Consider the following 19489-nt stretch of genomic DNA (forward strand, 5'->3'; position numbering starts at 1 on the left):
TAAAATAGGGTGCGATTAGAACCACTCTATTTGTTCAATTTTTTTAGGTTGGTTCTCTATTCTGGACAAAGTAGAAGGAGGCAACCCAGCATTGATTGTATTGCATTCTGCGCGTTCACGATAATCTTTAAATGCAATATTGTTGGTTTTAATCAAATTTTTGTTTGTAGAAAATAACGTTTTAGCGTAATCAGAAATAGATTTCTCGTCAATGGAATCAAATGGTAATGGAGAATATTGAAGAAAAAAGTCAATGACCTTTGCGTAAGTAACATGGTCCTTCTTGTTAAAATGAAGCATAAAATCTTGAACGAATTCCTTATACCCATAAGAGATATGACGATTAGTATCTGAAAACAATTCACCTTGAAAAGGTAAAGCATTGAGTTGATTATGAATAATATAATTATTCTCAGCTATTGTTCGTAGCTCTTCGAACTGGACCATCGACTTTTTCATCTCAATCAAGCCTTTGCGGTCTCGAGTAACAAATACCAAGTGGAAATAAATATTGTTATTAATTTGACTATGTATTCTTTTGCTAAGTGTGTAGACATTAGAAGTACCTGATTTGATTTGGGTTTTGTATAATTCAATAATGTTATCTTCGAGTTTTAGTAGATCTTGCATCAAAGGTATAGAATAACTAACGCCGGAATTCTTTCGCAGATTAAGGTAGTCTGAAATATCTCTTGGGAGAGTGTTCACACCAAAAAATTTGCACAGTTCAATCTCACTGGATTTAATCGTAATATTTCGTACAAGGGAATAGCTCATAACATTGATTAATAGCTCATTAGATGGTTGTTTCACAATTCGGTGTATATCATTCATATTAACCCCTTTATATCCAAAAGGGTCAATGAAATAGAACGTGGGCTTACCTTGTGTAAAATTGATTAGAGTATCCAAATGATCCTCGAATTTACCTAAAAGATTTTGGATTTGATGGGGGTATTGGGAGCGAAGTCTTATTTTCTCAAGTTCTTGATAATATTCTGGATTGTATTCTACATTATAAAATTTAAATCTCAGATCATTTCTATATTCCGATTGTAAAATATTTTGGAAATTAAGCAGGCGGTTAATAGCAATTTGGGGAGAACCCATCTTGCCGTCATCGAAATAACCACGGCCAGCAAAACCATCTACGAAATTTACAGTTTTAATGTTTTTTCCGTAATTTGCATTTGCAAAGACCTGACTCCAATTCTTTAAATAATCTTCCAAGAGGATATGTTTTAAATGTGTTTGGATATCTTTATGGTTAAAATGATTATTACCTTTTTTAGACATTAAGTTCACCTCAATGGGTCTAATTTCACAGATTATACCATGGATAAATGTCCTAGGTATATAAAATATGTGTTGATTAAGAGCTTATTTACGTATTACTCTTAATTAAGAAGTTGTTCATATTAGAATTTCTTGTTGATATGCAAACATGATTTTGATAGCTAAGTAGAATAAATTAATGGAGGGACACTTTTGATCTTTATAAAAAGAAGACCGGAACCAGGCGCTCGCGATGGCCTGCTATCCGAAAAGAGTAAATTAGCAGAACATATTGAAAAAATCCGCGATCATTTGCAGATAAGAGACATCCAACGCACCCTTCGAGTAACTAGAAGCTATAAATTTTTAGGCATCCGGGAACTAGATGAGTTTTGGCATCGTGCACTTTGCATGCAGTTTAATGATAAATGCGCATATTGTGAATCATATATTGGGACAAGTGGAATTGCAGCCTATTTCCGTCCAGTAGATGGAGTTATCGATAGTAACCTATCAAGGGACACTGACTATTACTATATCTGGTTAGCCTATCAATGGAGCAACTTAGTTCTTTCTTGCTCCGAATGCAACTACAGAAAAGGAAACCATTTCCCAGTGCTTGGTAGACGCGCAAAGATATTTGGGGATGTTCGCCATGAATCCAATTTAATGCTTGATCCTTGTAAGGACAAACCTGAAGAACATCTTTTTTACGACTCAGAAGGGTATTTGTTTGCCAAATCAATAAGAGGTGAAACCACGATTGAATTATTAGATTTAAATCGGTTGGAGCTAGTTATTAAGCGCAAAGATCAAATAGTTAGGATTCAAAAGATATTAGATGATACTAATACCGGAGAAATTAATGAATTAGATGATGTGACTTTTTCCGAATCGCTAGTCAGACAGTTTGTTGCGGAATGGGTCACAAATCTCAAAGAAGAGCGACTATTATCGATCATTAGCTCTTCTCATTGGAACAAAATATTTAATAGATTGTATGGGCGTTATGGAACAACCAAGCAGTTGATGGACAAAATTTATCCATATTCCAATATCAATAACGCCGATTATCGCCCGGGGCAACAGCCGACATATAAAGGAAAGCGCATTGATTACATAAAAATTCGAAACATTAGGGGAATCACATTTGAGCACACATTCAATCGACATGAGAAAAACGAATCATGGTTAATGTTATTAGGTGAGAATGGTACAGGAAAAACAACTGTGTTAAAGGCTGTCGCAATGGCACTTACGGCAAGCTGGAAAGGATTGGGGTTCAAAAAGTCTTCGTTTTTAACTTCTGGAGAAGATGCTGAAATAATCGTCAAACTTGAAGGGTCTGCTGAGCCTATAGAGGTGCTAATTAATCGTAAAGATGTAACCCATCGCAACTACCCTCCACCTTTGCCTCTCGTGGCTTATGGTGCAGTAAGACTAATTCCGAGCAGATTTCTCCGTTCGACACACCGGTCTTCAAATTGGCATAATATTCGCAATCTTTTTGCCAATGGTGTTAAAGGTTACTTTGTGAACCATCCGAGTGAATGGCTCGACGACCAAGATTTACTTCTGCGCGATATTGCGAGAATGATTTTAGATGTACTTCCTTTTGATGAGCAAGAAGAAGTAGACATGATTGTTTTAAGGGGAAAGGCATATATCGAACGTAACGGTCACAGAATACCGCTTCATGAGTTGAGTAGCGGCTACCAAAGTATCATTGCTTTAATCACGGACATTGCCCGGACTATGCATCAAACCTCAGGGATAAGCAAATTTGCTGAAGGCTTAGTGCTGATAGATGAAATCGATGCGCATCTTCATCCTAGCTGGAAATTAAGTATTGTAGATAAACTAAGGACTGCCTTTCCGAGAATCCAGTTTATTGTAACGAGTCATGATCCGTTGTGCTTGCGTGGAACACATTACGGAGAAATAGCTGTGATGAAAAGGACTAGTGACAAAGTAGTGGTAATGAAAGATTTACCTGATCATGAAGGAATGCGGGTGGATCAAATCCTGACCTCTGAATTCTTCAACCTTAATTCGACTTTAGCACCAAAAACCGATCGTCTCATTACCCAATATCAAGTGCTTCTTAATAAAGATGATTTGAATCCTATGGATTTTGAAGAGTTAGAGGCAATCGAAAAGGAGTTAGATGATCCTTCGATTCGATATTTGGGTTACACTGATCGAGAACGATTAATGTATCAGGCGATCGACGGATTTATTGCGAATCGCAAGAAGAAAAACCTCACTTATAATGAATTAGATGAGGAAACAAGATTAGAATTACTTCGAATATGGGAATCAGATGAGGATGGCCTATGATATACGTTGACAAGAGTAGATTTCCAGATCCTGTTGTTCTAACGAATAACAATGCAAATGCGGATGGCGAAAAACAAAAAGCAATTAATTTTTTTGAAGGAAACGTAGGGCAGGAGGTTGATTTTAAGATTTACCGTGACAATTCGGTTAAGTCGACACTGAAGCTTCTATTTCAAAAAAAATGCGCTTACTGCGAAAGTATTATTAGCCATGTTAGTTATCCGCACGTCGAGCATTGGCGCCCAAAAGGTGGAGTAACGGGCCAGCCGAATCATAAAGGTTATTATTGGCTTGCGTCTGAGTGGGACAATTTGCTTTTGGCTTGTAGCGTTTGTAACGGTAAATCACATAAAGGTAATCACTTTCCTATTAGAAGAGGATCAAATTATGCGTATCAAAGCATAGATAACCTTGGAAATGAACTTCCGTTGTTACTCAATCCATGCATAGAAACGGATCCTACCCGTCATTTTACGTATAGTAGAAGTGGTGGGATTAAAGGGATCACTACCGAAGGAAGAACATCCATAAAAATATATGGACTGAATCGTCAGGATCTTCTTGTGGAGAGAAGAAAGTTTGCGAAAATTGTTAGAGACTATTTAAATGATTTAAAAGGTTCCGTAATAGAGCTACGAGAGGCAGTGGCAACTGGGCAAAGCCAAATCACTTGTGATCGAATACAAGAGAAGATCAAGCTGAAAGTTAAAGGTTTGAAAACGTTCAGAAAAAGTAATTTTCAGTATTCAGGAATGACACGTCATTTGATAAGTGAATATCGTCTGGCTTTCGATGAACCGGATTTTTTAGCTGCAACTAGGCCATTAATTAATTAATTAATTGTAGGACAATAGATTATTTGGACTGAACTATCGTTTTTGTATTATAGAATTAAAAGCGTGAAAGATAAATAAAATAATAAATGGAATAGGGTTTGCAGCTATAATACCAATTACAAAAAGGCAGTAGCTATCATGGATGAACTTAGACTTCAGCAGTTACCCAAAACCGTAGTTGTGTCTATAACCTCAAGCAGCAGCGAGTCACCGACAGACCTTCCGGTGGCTCGCTACTGCTTAAATTGCTATTTATTAATGACCACTAATCGACAAGGTCATGTAGCTGTATGCTTTCCTTTTTCTTGCTTCTTGGAAACTATATAGATTGAACTTAAGACTTTAAAGTAAAGAATCAGTTGCTACAGCGGTGAAAATTTTGACTTGGCCGCTGTTTGCGGTAGAAATCCGTTGACAAAGGCGGTCGCCTCGCTCCTTCCATTTCCGAATTCCCCCTTTATCACTCCTTCTTCCTACCTCAAGTTTCTAAGTTCAATCTATATAGGTTTTTTATCAAAATGCATCTATAATTTTCACTATTTATTTAATATCTAATTCTATGTCTTCTATTTCTAAAATGTTGTGCTCTTCGGTTGACCTTATTGTCACTTTTGTTGGATTCATTAGTTTTAATCATATCTCTAATTTGACCAATGATAAATCCAATAACAATAAATTCAATGAATTTTGAAATTACCACATGAGTAACCTGTATGATCCTAAGGATGATATCACTGTTGACGGAATGTTGAAATTCTTGGAATAATCCGGTTTGGGGAATAGCAAATACAACAGTTAAACCATAATAGAATGCATCACCAGCCCCTATTGAAATACTATTCTCTGATAGGATATTCCAGAAGGCGTAGAGACAGGAGAAAATTAAACTTGGTAATAGTAGAAATAATGGAATAAGAAAGATACGGATAAATAATGAGAATTTAATGCCCAAGACATCCCATGGATTAGTTGATATGATGAATTGAATTCCTCGTTTGCAAGTGAAATATATATAGTAAAGGGATGATAGTGTGATTTCAGTCAAGCAAATATAGAAAATTATTTTCCAAAATTCTTCGTGATAACTTACCCAAGGATTTAAATATGTTCCCATTACCATGAGGGACACCGAGGTTAAAAGAAATACCAAAAACATCATAAAGAAAACTTCATACTTTGGTGTGTATTTTACTGCAATGACTGGCAAAGCAAGCCCCAAGAGAATCATAATCCAGCTTAACATAGTGAACATCCAATCTCCTCCATTTCTATATATAATATTTACGGAATAAATTTGGTTTCTTTTCAGATGGGGAAAAATTTTTTCATAACAAAATCTTTTATCCTTTGTTACATATACACGTTATAGGTTCCAAAACAACTTATGGGTAGGTCTATTAAGAAAAATCGCAACTATTTTTGCGAAATGTGTAGGGGATAAGGTCATTATGGATGTTAACGAATAACAGTATGTATTTACAATTTAGGGCTGTGAGAACGTAGAGCATACGTTAAAGCATAGGGATATTCAACAAGGTAGCTCGTGTGAGTTGTAATGTGAGTTGCACACATTTGGAACATTATTCTGTCAGAATAGAAGCTACAGTGCTACAGAAACACCATGATGTTTACTTATTAGTGCAAACTTGAATTCCCCACACCCTGTCAGCAGTGGTGGGGTGCGGGATACATTCGGAAAAAATGTATTTACTGCGATATGGAATTAATATACATAATGTTCCGAATAAAATATAATAACAACAAAGTTTAGGAATTGATTTGAGGAAAAATGTGGAATTATATTGCAGAAGTAAATCTTATTTAAAGTATTAGTGTGGTGGAGTTTTATAATTTTTTAGGAGCTTTTGTTACCCAAATACGAAAGGTGCAACCGATAACTACTGTATCTTCAACGAATGTTAAGAAGTTATTATACACAAGGAAATGCGAATTGATTTTTCGTGTTGATCACATGTTTCTATAGACCCAGTAAAATCAGTTTCGCAGGTTTACTGCACTTGACAGCTGAACGATTGAGCCATTTTAGAAAGTGCCATTCTAACTTCCTGATTTACGGGAAAGTGCTAAACCATTGTACTCAAAGTGCCGTTTTATGATAGAAATCAGGTGTTTTTCCGAACCTTTTAGTGACAACATTAAGTGTTACCCACAGTTAATGTGTGAGCCATTATAGTCCGGGCTGTTTATCATAATAAACCGGGCAGATTCGCCGCACATGTTTGAGACAAATCGAACCCTTGATTTAAAGAAAACGTAGATAAATCAAGGGTTTTCCATTTTAAATGTAGTCTTATGTAAAACCCGTTGTTGCGAGGGAAGACATCAGGCGATACAAAGAAGGCGAGCATTTATAAATCGGACATATCGTTACTTTTCATGTTTTTTAGAGCTAAAGGTGAAGAGTTGAATTTACTAGGGAGTGGGTAGAGTGGATAAAAAAAAACAAACTGTAGCAATGCTGTTCTTGGCTTCTTCCACATCGATTGGCGCTAGCCAAATCATTCAGTCAAACGGTAGCAACCTAATGGATTTCACGCAAGGGATGTTAGCAGGGATTGGAATTGCGGGGATGTTGCTGGTCATCCTAACCATTGGAAGATATAATAAGCGCAGTCAATAGTACGAACTTATAACAGGTGGAAAAAAGCTCATCCGATGTTGGCTGGGCTTTTTTAGTGTGTATATGTTCAGGCATCATGTGTTCAATGGGAACGTAACTGGTTTAAGACTTTCTCCGGAATCACTTTCTCCTCGACTATAATCCAGTCTTTCGTATAGGCTCCCTTAGCAAGCACCCTGACATAGCTTTCCGCTTTCTGTTCTTTGCCTGAAGAGAAAGTGATCTTTTTCTTCTCTCCTTCACTTGTGTAACCTGTCAGATTGTATCTGTAGCGAATCCATTCATTTTTACCTTCCTTTCCGGCTGGTTTATTGATTTCTGCGTATACATATTGTTCCTTATACAATGGGTTGAACTGATCCAACTCCCGTTTGAATGTAAAATACAGGACCGAGCACACAACCAGTGCGATCGAAATGAAAATCACAGTTTTTTTCATGCTTAATTACCTCCAGCAGTAGTTGTTATAACATAGCGTTTTTAACGACTTTTTTGTAATACCCAAGTGTGAAGAAAGCGAACATGAAGTAAATGGCGGCATAAGCTCCCATCGCAATCATCGCAGGGATCGTATCGTCGGCAAGAGTTATGAAGTAACTCGCCCTGACTGCATAGATTGAATGTAATATTCCAATGAACAGCGGAAGCAGGAACACCAGCATCTGCTTCCTCAAGATGCCTTTCATGATCATCTTTTCATCAAAACCAAGCTGACGCAATGTTCTAAAACTTTGTTTCTCCTGTTCGGCTTCACTCATCTGTTTGAAGTACAGAATGCTGCCGGTAGAAGCAAGAAAAGCAAGTCCCAGAAAGGCGGCTATAAAAATTAATAATCCAGATTGTTGAAGCAGACTTGTGTAACGGGAATAAAAGTCGGCCGAATAAAAGTCATCCGTTTTATATTTCTGGTAGAGAGAGGAAGCCAGCGCAAGCTCCTTATTATCCGGGACTTGGAATATATCTATCTGAACCCGCTCAAAACTGTCTGTACCGGACATTCTCCGCTCAACTTCTTCCAAGGTTTCTTCAGACACTAGCATTTGTCTGCCTGATATTCCGGCATTCACGATGTTTTCCAAGAATATTTCATTCAAGGGATAACTCTTGGTCTGTTTGTCTGAGCGCAGTTCAATCATGGTTGGATAACGTTTGGAGAGATCAATGTCATCATACAAGCTCAGCGCAGAAGCGTTATATTCTACTGCCTCGCCATAATCAGGTACAGAGATATCTCTGCCGGATTGTTGCAGCTGTTCAGCCGGAAGCCATAATAACATGCCTTCTCTATACCCGGATTCAGTCAACGGATCCAGGATAATACCGTTAGACCGGAATGTATCGATGGTTTGGTGTTTGTGATGAACACCTCCGCTCTCGAGCTCGGCTGTAAATGCAGCTGCATCCCGCTTGTTATTCTCAATTGCAAAATCATAAGGATATTCATTGCGGGTGACTTGTTCTACAGAGTAATATAAAGAATACGCGATGGTAACAAGTGTAAGGGTTAAAGCTGAGAGCACAGTAATTAAAGTGAGCGAATTGGCATTGGCTTTCATACGGTGCATCAGCGGAGCAAGTGAAAGGCTGTTGTAAAAGCCCAGGTGTCCTTTTTTACGCTTGCGGAACCAGTAAAGACACCATCTGATCGTCACCCGGAATAAGATATAGGTTCCTGTTATTGTAGATGCCATTACCAACAGCGCATTAACAGCTAGTTGCTCATCTATCATACGTCCCGATAATTCATAGCCATAGCCGATCATTATAACACCAAATATAGCTAATATAGCCGTAAGAATAGAGGGCCGCTTGCTGACAAGATCAGGCTGCCTATCTGCCTGGAATAAGCCGAGCAGGGTTCTGCGGCTGATCATAAATATCATCTGAATGGAAGTAATAAAGATGATAAGAATAAACACTAATGCCGTTTCTAAGGCTGCCGGCACAGAAAAATCTATTGAAGGCAGGCCGTCCAAGTTAAGCAGTTTCATTAAAATCAGGACAAACAGACGGGACACCAGCGCTCCGGAGATGATCCCTGCTAGTAAAGCACCTAAACCCAGCAAGATATTCTCAATGATTAAATAACGGATAATCCAACCTTTGGAAAGGCCTATGAGCTGGTATAATCCAAATTCCCGGCTGCGTCTGCGTAAGAAAATGCTGTTAGAGGAAACTGCGAAAATTCCTATGATTACCACAAGCAGGACTGCAGCGGACTGAAAGGCTGTCGTGATATTAACACTTGAATCCAGCATGTTCTGTACCTGCTGATCATACTTGAGTGATGCAAAGACGAAGAACAGGCTCATACTGAAAATCAGGGCGAAAAAATACAGATAGTAATGCTTTACATTTTGCCGCATACTGCGGAGTGCCAGATCAAATACCGTCAATATTATCTCCCCCTAATACAGCCTGCACATCAATGATTTCCTTGAAGAACGACTGTCTGGATTTCTCCCCCCGGTACAATTCGGAATAAATTTTTCCGTCTTTCAGAAAGACCACGCGGTTACAATAGCTGGATGCGACCGGGTCGTGCGTGACCATGATAATCGTGACCTCTCTTGTCCGGTTAACCTCATCCATTACGGACAACAGCGATGATGCGGACTTAGAATCCAAGGCACCCGTTGGCTCGTCTGCAAAGATGATGGAAGGCTGATGGATCAAAGCCCGTCCGGCCGCAGTGCGCTGTTTTTGTCCTCCTGATATTTCGAAGGGGTATTTCTCCGACAATTCCCGAATGCCCAGTACATCTGCAATCGCTGTAAACTCTCTTTCAGCGTGTTTTTTACTTAGCTTGTTAAGCGATACCGGCAGAAGGATATTTTCCTTTACCGTCAACGTATCAAGCAGATTGTAATCCTGGAAGATGAAGCCAAGCTTGTTACGGCGGAATGCAGAAAGGGAGGCGTTGTTCATGGCGGATATATCTTCATTATCGATTAATATCGTACCGTCAGTGGTCCGGTCAATCGTCGCAAGTACGTTTAGCAGGGTGGTCTTACCGGAACCGGAGGGACCCATGATGCCGACGAATTCTTTATGAAGAACGCGTAAATCAATGCCTTTCAGAACATGTTGCGTACTGCCTCTTGAGCCATATGCTTTGTGAACATTCCGGGCGTGTAATACTGTATCTTGTTCATTTATTTCATTCATAGTGAACCTCCCAAATTCGATTATAGGTTAAGCTTACGCGTATATATCCCGGGTGTCGCACGTTTCTGGTGACGAGTTGAAGCGGTAGGTGACAAATTCGTCAGGTTAACACAAAAACAGCCAAGATGACCTTGGCTGTTCATAATGGGATATTGTCTGCTTGTCCTCTTCTAACGGTCTCGAATGCATTAGAATCTGTAAAAGTCATCCGCATTGTCGTACCTTGCGGCTGGATGGAATGGACTTGAAGCGTAATCCCAATTTTGGCTGCAACGGTTTGGGCAAGATAGAGGCCGAGGCCTGTAGAAGCATTATGAATCCTTCCATTCCCGCCGGTAAATCCTTTGTCAAATATACGCGGAAGGTCATGAGGCTGAATACCCGGACCCTCGTCTATTAAATCCAGAAAGACATTCTCTTGTTCCGTAACATTTGTCCTGAACGTGAGTGACGTGCCTGTAGGACTGTATTTGATGGCATTGGTCAATAACTGCCTAATGATAAAACGGCACCATTTACGGTCTGTAACGACGGTGGCATCATTGCCTTCAATACTGACTGCCAGGTTTTTCTCCATACACCAGGCAGCCAGTTCCCGGACTTCTTCTGCCGCAAGACGTTGTACCGACACTTGTTCAAGAACATAGTCCGATTCCAGGGCAGGAAGGCGTGTCATATATAGCTGACGGTCTACAAGCAGGTGAATCCGCAGCCATTCTGTTTCCATTTTGCGGATATCCGGATCACTTTGGCGTGTGGCCATAATCAGTTTCATAGCGGTAAGAGGAGTCTTGATTTCATGAATCCAGGAGGCAATAAAATCATTCTCAACCAGTTGGGCTTCCTTCATCCCAGAAAGCTTCCGTTTGAAATGGGAAGAAGCCTCTCTTAATACATGGCCCGTGATCCTATCCAATTCATTGTCAGGTTCGGGAAGACTCTCAATCCAGTCAGCGGGCATGACTTCCTGCAGTTTGGCAACCGCTGCCAGATACCTGGTTTCTTTCCTGTACCGCCAAATGAAAAATACAACAAACAGAATAATATACAACGAATTTAAGTATATGAAAGAGGTGGGTCCAACACTTACTCCCTGATCGAGTAATATTAGCAGGTCAGTAACACCCAGCAAACTGATAAAAAGCAGGATCCAGCTTTTTCTGGCAATAACGTAACGGACTAACATATCAACTTTTCCTCCTATAAAGTCACTGCCATATAACCCATTCCTTTCTTTGTCACAATAGCGTCTGAAAGCCCAAGCGGTTCTAACTTCTGCCGCAAGCGGGTGATATTGGCTGTAAGTGTATTATCATTTACGAACTGCTCATCTTCCCATAGCTTACGAATCAGGTCATGACGTGAAATGACAGAGTTGTTGAACTTCACCAGCGCAATCAGTAAGAAAAATTCGTTTTTGGTCAAGTCTACTTCCTCGGCTGATTTTCGGATAACCCCCCGCTTTAAATCAATCAAGGCACCGTTCCATTCGAGTGTATCTGCCTGGGTTTCACCATAAGCGTACGTCCGTCGAAGAATCGCTTGAATTTTGGCATACAGCACATCCGTATGAAAAGGCTTCTGGACAAAATCATCCGCACCCATATTAAGCGCCATAACCATATCTAACGGGTGATCGCGGGAAGATAAGAAAATGATGGGGATTTCGGATACAGAGCGAATTTCCCTGCACCAATGAAAACCGTCAAATTTAGGCAGCGTGATATCCATGATTACAAGATGAGGCTGCTGATCAAGAAACGAACGCATAACCTCATCAAAATCATCCGGTTTCGTAACCCGGAACGCCCAAGCTTCCAGTCCGGTTTGCAGCGCTTCGAATAATGCCGTATCATCTTCAACTATAAATATATTAAATTCCATAGAATGAACTTTTCTCCCTTTTGTAATGTATTTAGTTCATAGTACTCTAAATGAATAAAATGGAGTTTGTGCTGCATTTAGGGTTGATATGGAGGCTTCATCTAGGTTTAATTCAACAACGGTGAACTTTGACCATTGGCTTTTCGTATATAATTTTTTTTAACAGGAATTTCGAAGCTCCAGTTTCCGGCGAGTGTAAGCTGCTGAGCAGTGTCATCCGAGAGAATTAACTCTTTTACGCTGACTTTCAACATGAACTTGTCTGGAGGTGTGGTTCCGTTAAAAGAATAATTGATGGTGCCGTTTTTGGCCAACGTTACACCTGGATCTGTGGCGATGCCGGGCACTGCCTGTATCGTTGAAGGGTCCAATTTAAAAGTCGGCTTGACTGATTGTTTCGCCCATTGTGACTGCGATATCTCGTTAAAATTTTTGATTGAGTATTGGAGAATTAGGTTCTGGCTGTCGTACATATAACGATGAATGAGAAGTGTATAGCCTTGGTCTGATTTACCGCCTATAGAAGTCGTCATGTCATTTTCGCTTGCTGTCATCAGCGCTGGATCGCTATTTGCATCCAGCTTTACCATGAGCGGGGAGGTAAATGAATTCTTAACGCTGAATAGTACCACTGCACAAATGAGCAGCACGATCATCGATACTGCAGGTACCCTGGATTGGAATAAGCCCCGTTTCCGGGGGGATATTCTTTGTTTCGGCGTCAGGCCCCGCTTGGGAATCACGGTCGGTACCCGTTTAATTTCATTATGAACTTCTTCCGGAACAGCCGCTTGCGCCTGATGGATGCCGGAATCCGGGAGCCGTGTCTCAAATATAGTTGCCTTCTTGCTACTGTGTACAGTGATACTCCCTCCGTGTACATCGATAATGCTTTTTGCGATGGCCAGTCCGAGACCTGTGCCTCCGGTCTGCTTCGACCTGGAGCGCTCCACCCGGTAAAAGCGGTCAAAAATAAAAGGCAAATCCCGTTCCGGAATGGGGTCTCCATAGTTTTGGATCCGCACGACCAGTACATCTCCATCCTTAGCAATATCGATATCTATATATCTGCCCGCCTTCCCGTATTGTATGGCATTGGAGATAATATTCTCGTACGCCCGTACCAGCAGCCCTCCGTCTGCTTGGATCTTGAATTCTCCTTCATGCATGTTCAACCTGATTTCCATGCCTACGTTCTCCGTAACCGGTACGAATTCCTCTTCCAGCTGACGGATCAGCCCGGCGATATCGAGCTCGCTCAGTTCCAGAGGCATGCCGTTGTTAATACGCGTATATTCGAACAGCTCGTCGATCAGGCGCCGAAGCGACAAGGATTTCTCATACGCGATGTTGATGTAATAGCGCATCTCTAGTTCATCCTGATACCGATCCTCCTCAATCACTTCGAGAAAACCGAGAATCGAGGTCAGTGGAGTGCGCAGGTCATGCGATACACCGGTAATTAAGTCATTTTTGGTCTTTTCCGCTTTGCGCTCCTCCGCTATCGAATGCTTCAACTGCGTACTCATTTGGTTGATGCTATGCGCGACTTCGCCCAGTTGGTTACCGGCAATTTCCGGAATCTGATGGTCGAACTGCCCATTGGAAATCTCCTTCAAACCGCGCGTAATTTCCGCCAGATATTGATCCCATTCGCTGCTGAGTTGATTCATACTCTCCGCTGCAACGCTTAACTCATCCTTGCCCTTGACCGTTATTACACGCCCGAACCGACCTGCCGATAACTCCTGCAGCCCTGCGTTGATTTCGCGCAAATCCTGAACCAAACGGAAGCTGGCCAGGAAGAAAGTGACGGGAAAGAGAATGATACCAGTGATGATCATCACGCGAACGGATCCGGCATGCTCAATGCTCCAATTGATCGGAGCAGCCACGTATTCGATTTTTTGCAGTTCCCCGGCCATGAAAAAACCAAAAGAAATAACTGCGCCTGTTAGGGCCAGGCTTCCAATCATGATCAGCATTAATCTCCAACGAATTGTATACAGCCACTGTAGTTGTATCCTACTCACCCCTTGCTTTTAGAACGCCTTCGATTTTGTATCCAATCCCCCACACGGTTTTGATTATCCGCGGTTCGCGCGGATTAGCTTCTATCTTCTCACGAAGCTTTCGGATATGAACCATAACACTATTCTTCGACTCCATAAAAGGCTCGTTCCAGACCTCCTCGTAGATGCGGTCCATGCTCAGCACCGTCCCTCGATTGACTGCCAGCATGTGAAGGAGCGCGAATTCACGGGGAGTCAGCTTGATCTCCTGCTGATCGACCGTTACCGTATGGGATGCTTCATTAATAACGACGTTTTCGATACGTATTTCGTTTGCGTTAGCCGCAGTGGAGTTAAATTGGTTCATCCTCCGAAGCTGTGACTTGATGCGTGCAATCAGCTCAAGCGGGTTGAACGGTTTGGTTACGTAGTCGTCGGCGCCGATACTGAGGCCTGATATTTTATCGATATCTTGACTTTTAGCCGAGAGCATGATGATGGGAATAGGATTCGTTTCCCGTATTTTCATACAAGCCTGCAACCCGTCCATCTCGGGCATCATTAGATCCAGTACAATCAAATCGACTTGCTCCGACTGCAGAATCTCCAGTGCCTCCAGTCCATTCGACGCCTGCAGGAGCTTGTATCCTTCGTTATTGAAATAAATATTCATCAATTGGATAATTTCCGTTTCGTCATCCACCATCAAAATCGTGCTTTCCGCCATAGATCCTCCCTTAGTTCTCTTATTTTTCTTAGATAGAGAGTAGAACAATAATTATAAGCGATATTTCTAATGCAATGAATAACGCTAGCCATATTTAAGGAAATGATAAGGATTTCGGTAGCTGGCTGATAAGCTTTCTCTTCTATACTTGGGTCAATACAAGTGAATAACCGTTTGAAATAACAAATGAGTGGAGGTTTTATTTTTGATACACAATTTATTGCAGAAGGTCATGCTGGCTAGTCTCAGTGTGATGCTATTCGGTACTTCAGCAGCCTCTGCAAATTCGGACAGCCAGTCAAATACCAAAGATACCTTAAAAGTATTGTACTGGAACGCAGACGATTTCAATAGGACGTATGGGAATCTGTTCAGTAAGAAGTACCCGGATACAGACATCCAAGTAGTTACACCTACAGGTTCGAGTGCGATTACGGATTACAACGGAGCTATCCAAAAGTATTCACCAGATCTTGTATTGCTGCCCCCATACCAGTACAAAGAAATGTCTAAAGATAAAAAGCTGACAGATTTAGAACCGTTAATTAAACGGGATCAGTATAACATGACAACAGTATACCCAGGCTTGCTTGCCGAATTAAAGGAACAAGGCGGCGGTAAACTTTACGGGTTAAGCCCAAAAACGGAGTCGTATGCTCTTTTGTATAATGCTGATTTATTTAAAAAGCACAAGGTTAAAGCACCAAGTGACGGAATGACGTGGGAAGAAATATTGAAGCTTGCTAAGAAATTCCCTACTAAAGGGGATAAGAATACCCGAATTTGGGGCCTAAGCGCCTCCGGATCCAGCAATTTGGTAATGGATATTGCAAAAACGGAAGGATTAATATATATCGATCCAAATACTCTTAAGGCTACTGCGAATACAGCTGCGTGGAAAAATGCCTATCGTATAGCGAGCGAGGCCACGAAGTCGGGGGTGCTTGACGAAAGGATCACTCTGCCGGGTAAAAGTTATTTGGAGAGCAGCCCGTTCATTATGGGACGATCCGCTATGATAGTAGCCTCTATCAGTCAGCTGCAGTCCTTGCAAAAAGCAAAAAATAATGTAAAGAATTATAAACCGTTTACGCTTGGTATGGCTGCCGGCCCTTCGGATTCTAAGGACCGGAAGTCAACAGGAGACGTACGTATTACTGAAATATTCGCGATTCCGGCAGGTGCATCGAATGTGGATGCCGCTTGGGATTACATCAAATATTTCAATGGGGATGACTACGCTAACGAATACTATAAACCTAATACCACTGGTAATAATATAGGTGCTCCTCTGTCCCGCATGGTTAAGGAGTACTCTGGTTACAAGCTGGATGCGTACTATAAATTAAAACCTAATTTGGATTCAGCTAGTACAAGTTATGCTCTCATGAACAAGTCAGCAAATTTTGAATTAAATTTCCGGTCAGTTCTATTTAAAGAACTGGCACAGGTAGTAAACGGGAAGAAAACATTGGACAAAGCAACTGCTGCTATTCAATCAAGCACTCAAGCTGATGCTGATAAACTGGCAAAGGCTCAAAAGACAAAGAGATAGAGATAAAGAATCATGGAGATATGAAAAGGATATTTTTATAAGCCTTTTGGGTGTCAAAGAATGCACGGTATCTGAGGGGGGCTCCTGCGGAAAGCAAGTGCCCCTCTATGTTGTTTGGACTGTAATGTTGTTCTTAGAAGAACGAAGCGGGGGTGGAATCTTGAAGTATAAGGTTGCTATGTATATGAAAAAAGTACTTATATTTATTAGTGTAGCGGCACTTGTTCTTGGTTCCACTGCTTGTAATTTGCCGAAGGAACAGACACCAGACTCGGACAATCTGGCGGAGTTGGAAAAGGGTGTTCTGAAGACAACAGCTTTTGAAAAGGAAGTAGATTATTTAAGACAAAAGGGTCTTGAGCTTCCTGATTTGCCACCTGATAGCTGGAAGGTGAAGCGGCATCGGATCAGCGACTGACTAGGCTGATGGCAGCTGAAATGTTAGTATCGGCTTATGAAGCTATATTTGGAGAAATACAAACGGTTCCAGCCTCCAAGCCAAAGGATACGGAAGATATCAATGCATGGAAATCGAGCGGATTTTTCTTCTGGTCGGAGTCTGGGAACTTTGAGCCTGGAAAAACCGGCAACTGGGATGATTGGTCTTTTATGCCGGCGATTGTTTATGACGCTACTCTTCGGTCAGATATGAAGCTGCAAGAGTCTAAGGCACCGTATGGTTCGGTTGTAGCTGCACTGGCCGCCCTGATGTGGTTGCCGAGAATGTAATGCTGCAGTATGGCTTGGAGTTCACTGATGCTTTTGATACTACAGTTGATTTGGATAAGATGTTAGATCATTTGGATAAAGGGAATATCTTATATGTCATGTTTAGGGAACTGGACATTCCAGAGGGACACTCGTCTATGATCAAGGGCTACTGGAAGTTAGGAAACCATGTCCAGTTCATCGTCTCTGACCCGAATTACAACATGATGGGGCCTTTTGGCTATCTGGAATATTTAAAGGATGCCGAGACCATGTTGCTTGATATGGAAAGGCATCTACCGAGGTATTTTATAATACCGCCGGGAGAATAGGAGGAAATGAATGATGAAGAAAATTATATTCGCATGCGTCATCTGTGCTTTCTTCCTTGTGGGATGTAGCAGCAATAATGAGGCGAACCCAGATAAAATAAGTCCCGATGAGAATCTGCAACATACGTTGGAGCAATACATGCGGGCCATCGCTAATAAAGATGCTGAAACTTTGGTCGAGTTATACGGCGGCAGCTACCAGGGGCTCATGAATTTATCTCCTGAAACAGATCCTGACGATGAGCAAGAATTATTCAATCAGTATCTGGAGCTGATTCCTGACATCTCCCTTAAAGAGATTGTTGATCAGACCGAGGTAAGCAAGGATGAATGTAAATTCGTGATTACGTTAAAGCATGAAGACGGAACCTTGTTCCAGACACAGGAGTTCGACACAATCACTGATAAGTTCACCTACACAGTTAAAAGAGTTGACGGTAGATTAAAGGTAATGGAAGTCCCTCCATATCAACCCTAAGGTTGATATGGAGGCTTTAAGGAAATGATAAGGATTTCGGTAGCTGGCTGATAAGTTTTCTCTTATATACTTAGCTCAGTACAAACAGATAATCGTTTTAACAATAAAGGAGTGGAGGTATTATTTTGAAGAGAACTATTTTAAAAAAGTCAGTAATCGTTAGTTTGAGCTTTATGCTATTGGCTATTTCAGCAGGCTTTAGCCAAGACCCAAAAGCTTCTGCTAATTCAAACACCCAGGTTAACACGAAACAAACTCTAAAGGTGCTGTACGAAGACAAATATTATTTCGATGAGAACTTGTTCAAAGCGCAATTTCCCGATACTCAGATTCAGGAAGTGAAATGGGATGGGAAATCAGACTTAAAAGCTTTTATCGCCAAGCAATCGCCAGATGTTGTCATGTTGAACACCCTTGAATATAAGCAGATGTCCAAGGAGAACCAGTTAGCAGAACTGGGACAGTTAATCAAGAGTGACAACTATAACACTGCAACCCTATATCCTGGATTGTTGGACGCACTCAAAGTGAATGGAAAGCTCTACGGGCTAAGTCCGCGCTTCAACACAGAATCCCTTTTTTACAATGTAGACTTATTCAAAAAATATAATGTCCCCTTACCGAAGGACGGAATGACTTGGGAAGAAATACTGAAACTATCCGCGAAATTCCCAACTAAAGGAAATAAGGACACCCGTATCTGGGGACTTCACTATCCGCTTGATAATTACACCTATTTGATCAATGATATAGCAACTTCTGAAGGGTTAACCCGTTATAATCCTGATACACTTAAAGTAACTATGAATACAGCCGCTTGGAAAAGGGTATTCAGTATGGCTATCACTGCGATAAAATCCAATACCATAGAAGGCTCAAATAAAAGTGGATATGATGTGGACCCTTTCCTTATGGGAAGAGCGGCTATGACAGTAAGTACGACTAGTATGAATACTTTAAAGGGGGTAACTGCAAATAAATCTGCTATAGCAAAGTACAAACCGTTTACCGTTAAAATTGCTGCGGGTCCTGCCGATCCTAAGAACCGGAACATGACACGAAACATTCATCTTGATTCAATCTTTGCGATTCCGGCTAGTTCATCTAATAAAGATCTTGCTTGGGATTTCGTCAAATTCTATAACGGAGCGGATTTTGCTAAATTTAAGTCCGAGATGCTTTCAGATTATTCCCTGTCACGGATGGATTATAGTAAAGAATACAAAGGATTTAGTATGGAGGCCTTCTATAAATTAAAACCAAACCTGGAAACACCACCATATGTTAATCCAATAGGAGTTCCATTTAACAATGCACAGTATTCACTTATCCTGCAGAGTGAAGTTAAACAGGTAATAAGCAACAAAAAGACACTAGACAAAGCGCTGGCTTCCATTCAAACACAGGTTCAAAAGAGCCTTGATGAGGCTGTGAAAAAGCAAAAAGCGAAGAAATAACCCAGGCCCCATTCTTAGATAGCTTCTATCTGAGAATGGGTTCCTTTTTGTCCGCACTTCTCAGCCTTATTTAAGG

18 protein-coding genes are annotated in these 19489 nt (G+C 41.1%); 9 read left to right on the plus strand and 9 right to left on the minus strand.

Going from position 1 to position 19489, the window contains the following annotated elements; genetic code table 11:
- Nucleotides 1-15: 15 nt before the first annotated feature.
- Nucleotides 16-1296 (minus strand): three-Cys-motif partner protein TcmP, encoded by a 1281-nt coding sequence (gene tcmP / locus NSU01_RS02880; protein WP_076246155.1) that lies wholly within the window; start codon nt 1294-1296, stop codon nt 16-18.
- Nucleotides 1297-1488: 192 nt separating this feature from the next.
- Between tcmP and NSU01_RS02885 the strand changes: the two genes are divergently transcribed.
- Together NSU01_RS02885 and NSU01_RS02890 are read left to right on the plus strand one after the other, a co-directional pair.
- Complete coding sequence (locus NSU01_RS02885) at nt 1489-3615, plus strand: AAA family ATPase (protein WP_076246157.1); 2127 nt, start codon at nt 1489-1491, stop codon at nt 3613-3615.
- Entirely contained in the window at nt 3612-4451 is an 840-nt protein-coding gene (locus NSU01_RS02890; protein WP_076246160.1) for a hypothetical protein, read from the plus strand. Before NSU01_RS02885 ends, NSU01_RS02890 begins: the two co-directional genes overlap by 4 nt.
- 544 nt (nt 4452-4995) lie before the next feature.
- Here NSU01_RS02890 and NSU01_RS02895 read toward each other — a convergent pair.
- Complete coding sequence (locus tag NSU01_RS02895) at nt 4996-5703, minus strand: hypothetical protein (protein ID WP_076246162.1); 708 nt, start codon at nt 5701-5703, stop codon at nt 4996-4998.
- A gap of 1197 nt (nt 5704-6900) precedes the next feature.
- Here NSU01_RS02895 and NSU01_RS02900 point away from each other — a divergent pair.
- Complete coding sequence (locus NSU01_RS02900; protein WP_076246165.1) at nt 6901-7092, plus strand: hypothetical protein; 192 nt, start codon at nt 6901-6903, stop codon at nt 7090-7092.
- Nucleotides 7093-7174: 82 nt separating this feature from the next.
- Here the strand turns inward: NSU01_RS02900 and NSU01_RS02905 are convergent, their stop codons facing one another.
- From NSU01_RS02905 to NSU01_RS02935, 7 genes are all read right to left on the minus strand, one after another.
- A complete protein-coding gene (locus tag NSU01_RS02905) occupies nt 7175-7531 on the minus strand; it encodes a YxeA family protein (protein WP_076246167.1) in 357 nt (118 codons plus the stop codon).
- 25 nt (nt 7532-7556) lie between these two features.
- Nucleotides 7557-9488: an FtsX-like permease family protein gene (locus NSU01_RS02910; RefSeq protein ID WP_076246170.1), complete on the minus strand. Its 1932-nt coding sequence runs from the start codon at nt 9486-9488 to the stop codon at nt 7557-7559.
- Entirely contained in the window at nt 9475-10260 is a 786-nt protein-coding gene (locus NSU01_RS02915) for an ABC transporter ATP-binding protein (RefSeq protein ID WP_076246172.1), read from the minus strand. Before NSU01_RS02915 ends, NSU01_RS02910 begins: the two co-directional genes overlap by 14 nt.
- Before the next feature lie 139 nt (nt 10261-10399).
- A complete protein-coding gene (locus NSU01_RS02920) occupies nt 10400-11110 on the minus strand; it encodes an ATP-binding protein (RefSeq protein ID WP_256703954.1) in 711 nt (236 codons plus the stop codon).
- Between the two features lie 350 nt (nt 11111-11460).
- Nucleotides 11461-12144 (minus strand): response regulator transcription factor, encoded by a 684-nt coding sequence (locus tag NSU01_RS02925; RefSeq protein WP_042133247.1) that lies wholly within the window; start codon nt 12142-12144, stop codon nt 11461-11463.
- Between the two features lie 107 nt (nt 12145-12251).
- The gene (locus NSU01_RS02930; RefSeq protein ID WP_076246177.1) at nt 12252-14129 is read right to left on the minus strand and encodes an ATP-binding protein; all 1878 of its coding nucleotides are present in this window, start codon (nt 14127-14129) and stop codon (nt 12252-12254) included.
- Nucleotides 14130-14169: 40 nt separating this feature from the next.
- Nucleotides 14170-14883, minus strand: coding sequence for a response regulator transcription factor (locus NSU01_RS02935; protein WP_076246179.1), 714 nt, complete (start codon nt 14881-14883; stop codon nt 14170-14172).
- A gap of 205 nt (nt 14884-15088) precedes the next feature.
- On the opposite strand from NSU01_RS02935, the gene NSU01_RS02940 reads away from it, so the two are divergent.
- The 6 genes from NSU01_RS02940 (at nt 15089) to NSU01_RS02965 (ending at nt 19413) form a co-directional block, all read left to right on the plus strand.
- A complete protein-coding gene (locus NSU01_RS02940; RefSeq protein ID WP_076246181.1) occupies nt 15089-16438 on the plus strand; it encodes an extracellular solute-binding protein in 1350 nt (449 codons plus the stop codon).
- Between the two features lie 184 nt (nt 16439-16622).
- A complete protein-coding gene (locus NSU01_RS02945) occupies nt 16623-16856 on the plus strand; it encodes a hypothetical protein (RefSeq protein WP_144026146.1) in 234 nt (77 codons plus the stop codon).
- 8 nt (nt 16857-16864) lie between these two features.
- Nucleotides 16865-17167, plus strand: coding sequence for a hypothetical protein (locus tag NSU01_RS02950; protein ID WP_076246186.1), 303 nt, complete (start codon nt 16865-16867; stop codon nt 17165-17167).
- Nucleotides 17167-17478 (plus strand): hypothetical protein, encoded by a 312-nt coding sequence (locus NSU01_RS02955; protein WP_076246188.1) that lies wholly within the window; start codon nt 17167-17169, stop codon nt 17476-17478. Before NSU01_RS02950 ends, NSU01_RS02955 begins: the two co-directional genes overlap by 1 nt.
- 10 nt (nt 17479-17488) lie before the next feature.
- A complete protein-coding gene (locus NSU01_RS02960) occupies nt 17489-17956 on the plus strand; it encodes a hypothetical protein (protein WP_042133259.1) in 468 nt (155 codons plus the stop codon).
- A 125-nt stretch (nt 17957-18081) separates the two neighbouring features.
- Entirely contained in the window at nt 18082-19413 is a 1332-nt protein-coding gene (locus NSU01_RS02965) for an extracellular solute-binding protein (RefSeq protein ID WP_052421646.1), read from the plus strand.
- Nucleotides 19414-19489: the final 76 nt, after the last annotated feature.

The organism is Paenibacillus sp. FSL H8-0259 (assembly GCF_037963255.1).
GTDB classification, from domain to species: domain Bacteria; phylum Bacillota; class Bacilli; order Paenibacillales; family Paenibacillaceae; genus Paenibacillus_AQ; species Paenibacillus_AQ phytohabitans.

Bases quoted from the DNA above. Each gene is read 5' to 3' on its own strand.
- NSU01_RS02935 (WP_076246179.1), bottom strand. From the start codon at position 14,883: ATGGCGGAAAGCACGATTTTGATGGTGGATGACGAAACGGAAATTATC.
- NSU01_RS02905 (WP_076246167.1), bottom strand. From the start codon at position 7,531: ATGAAAAAAACTGTGATTTTCATTTCGATCGCACTGGTTGTGTGCTCG.
- NSU01_RS02945 (WP_144026146.1), top strand. From the start codon at position 16,623: ATGAAAAAAGTACTTATATTTATTAGTGTAGCGGCACTTGTTCTTGGT.
- NSU01_RS02955 (WP_076246188.1), top strand. From the start codon at position 17,167: ATGCTGCAGTATGGCTTGGAGTTCACTGATGCTTTTGATACTACAGTT.
- NSU01_RS02925 (WP_042133247.1), bottom strand. From the start codon at position 12,144: ATGGAATTTAATATATTTATAGTTGAAGATGATACGGCATTATTCGAA.
- NSU01_RS02950 (WP_076246186.1), top strand. From the start codon at position 16,865: ATGGCAGCTGAAATGTTAGTATCGGCTTATGAAGCTATATTTGGAGAA.
- NSU01_RS02930 (WP_076246177.1), bottom strand. From the start codon at position 14,129: ATGCTGATCATGATTGGAAGCCTGGCCCTAACAGGCGCAGTTATTTCT.
- NSU01_RS02890 (WP_076246160.1), top strand. From the start codon at position 3,612: ATGATATACGTTGACAAGAGTAGATTTCCAGATCCTGTTGTTCTAACG.
- NSU01_RS02895 (WP_076246162.1), bottom strand. From the start codon at position 5,703: ATGTTCACTATGTTAAGCTGGATTATGATTCTCTTGGGGCTTGCTTTG.
- NSU01_RS02915 (WP_076246172.1), bottom strand. From the start codon at position 10,260: ATGAATGAAATAAATGAACAAGATACAGTATTACACGCCCGGAATGTT.
- NSU01_RS02920 (WP_256703954.1), bottom strand. From the start codon at position 11,110: ATGAAGGAAGCCCAACTGGTTGAGAATGATTTTATTGCCTCCTGGATT.
- NSU01_RS02960 (WP_042133259.1), top strand. From the start codon at position 17,489: ATGATGAAGAAAATTATATTCGCATGCGTCATCTGTGCTTTCTTCCTT.
- tcmP (WP_076246155.1), bottom strand. From the start codon at position 1,296: ATGTCTAAAAAAGGTAATAATCATTTTAACCATAAAGATATCCAAACA.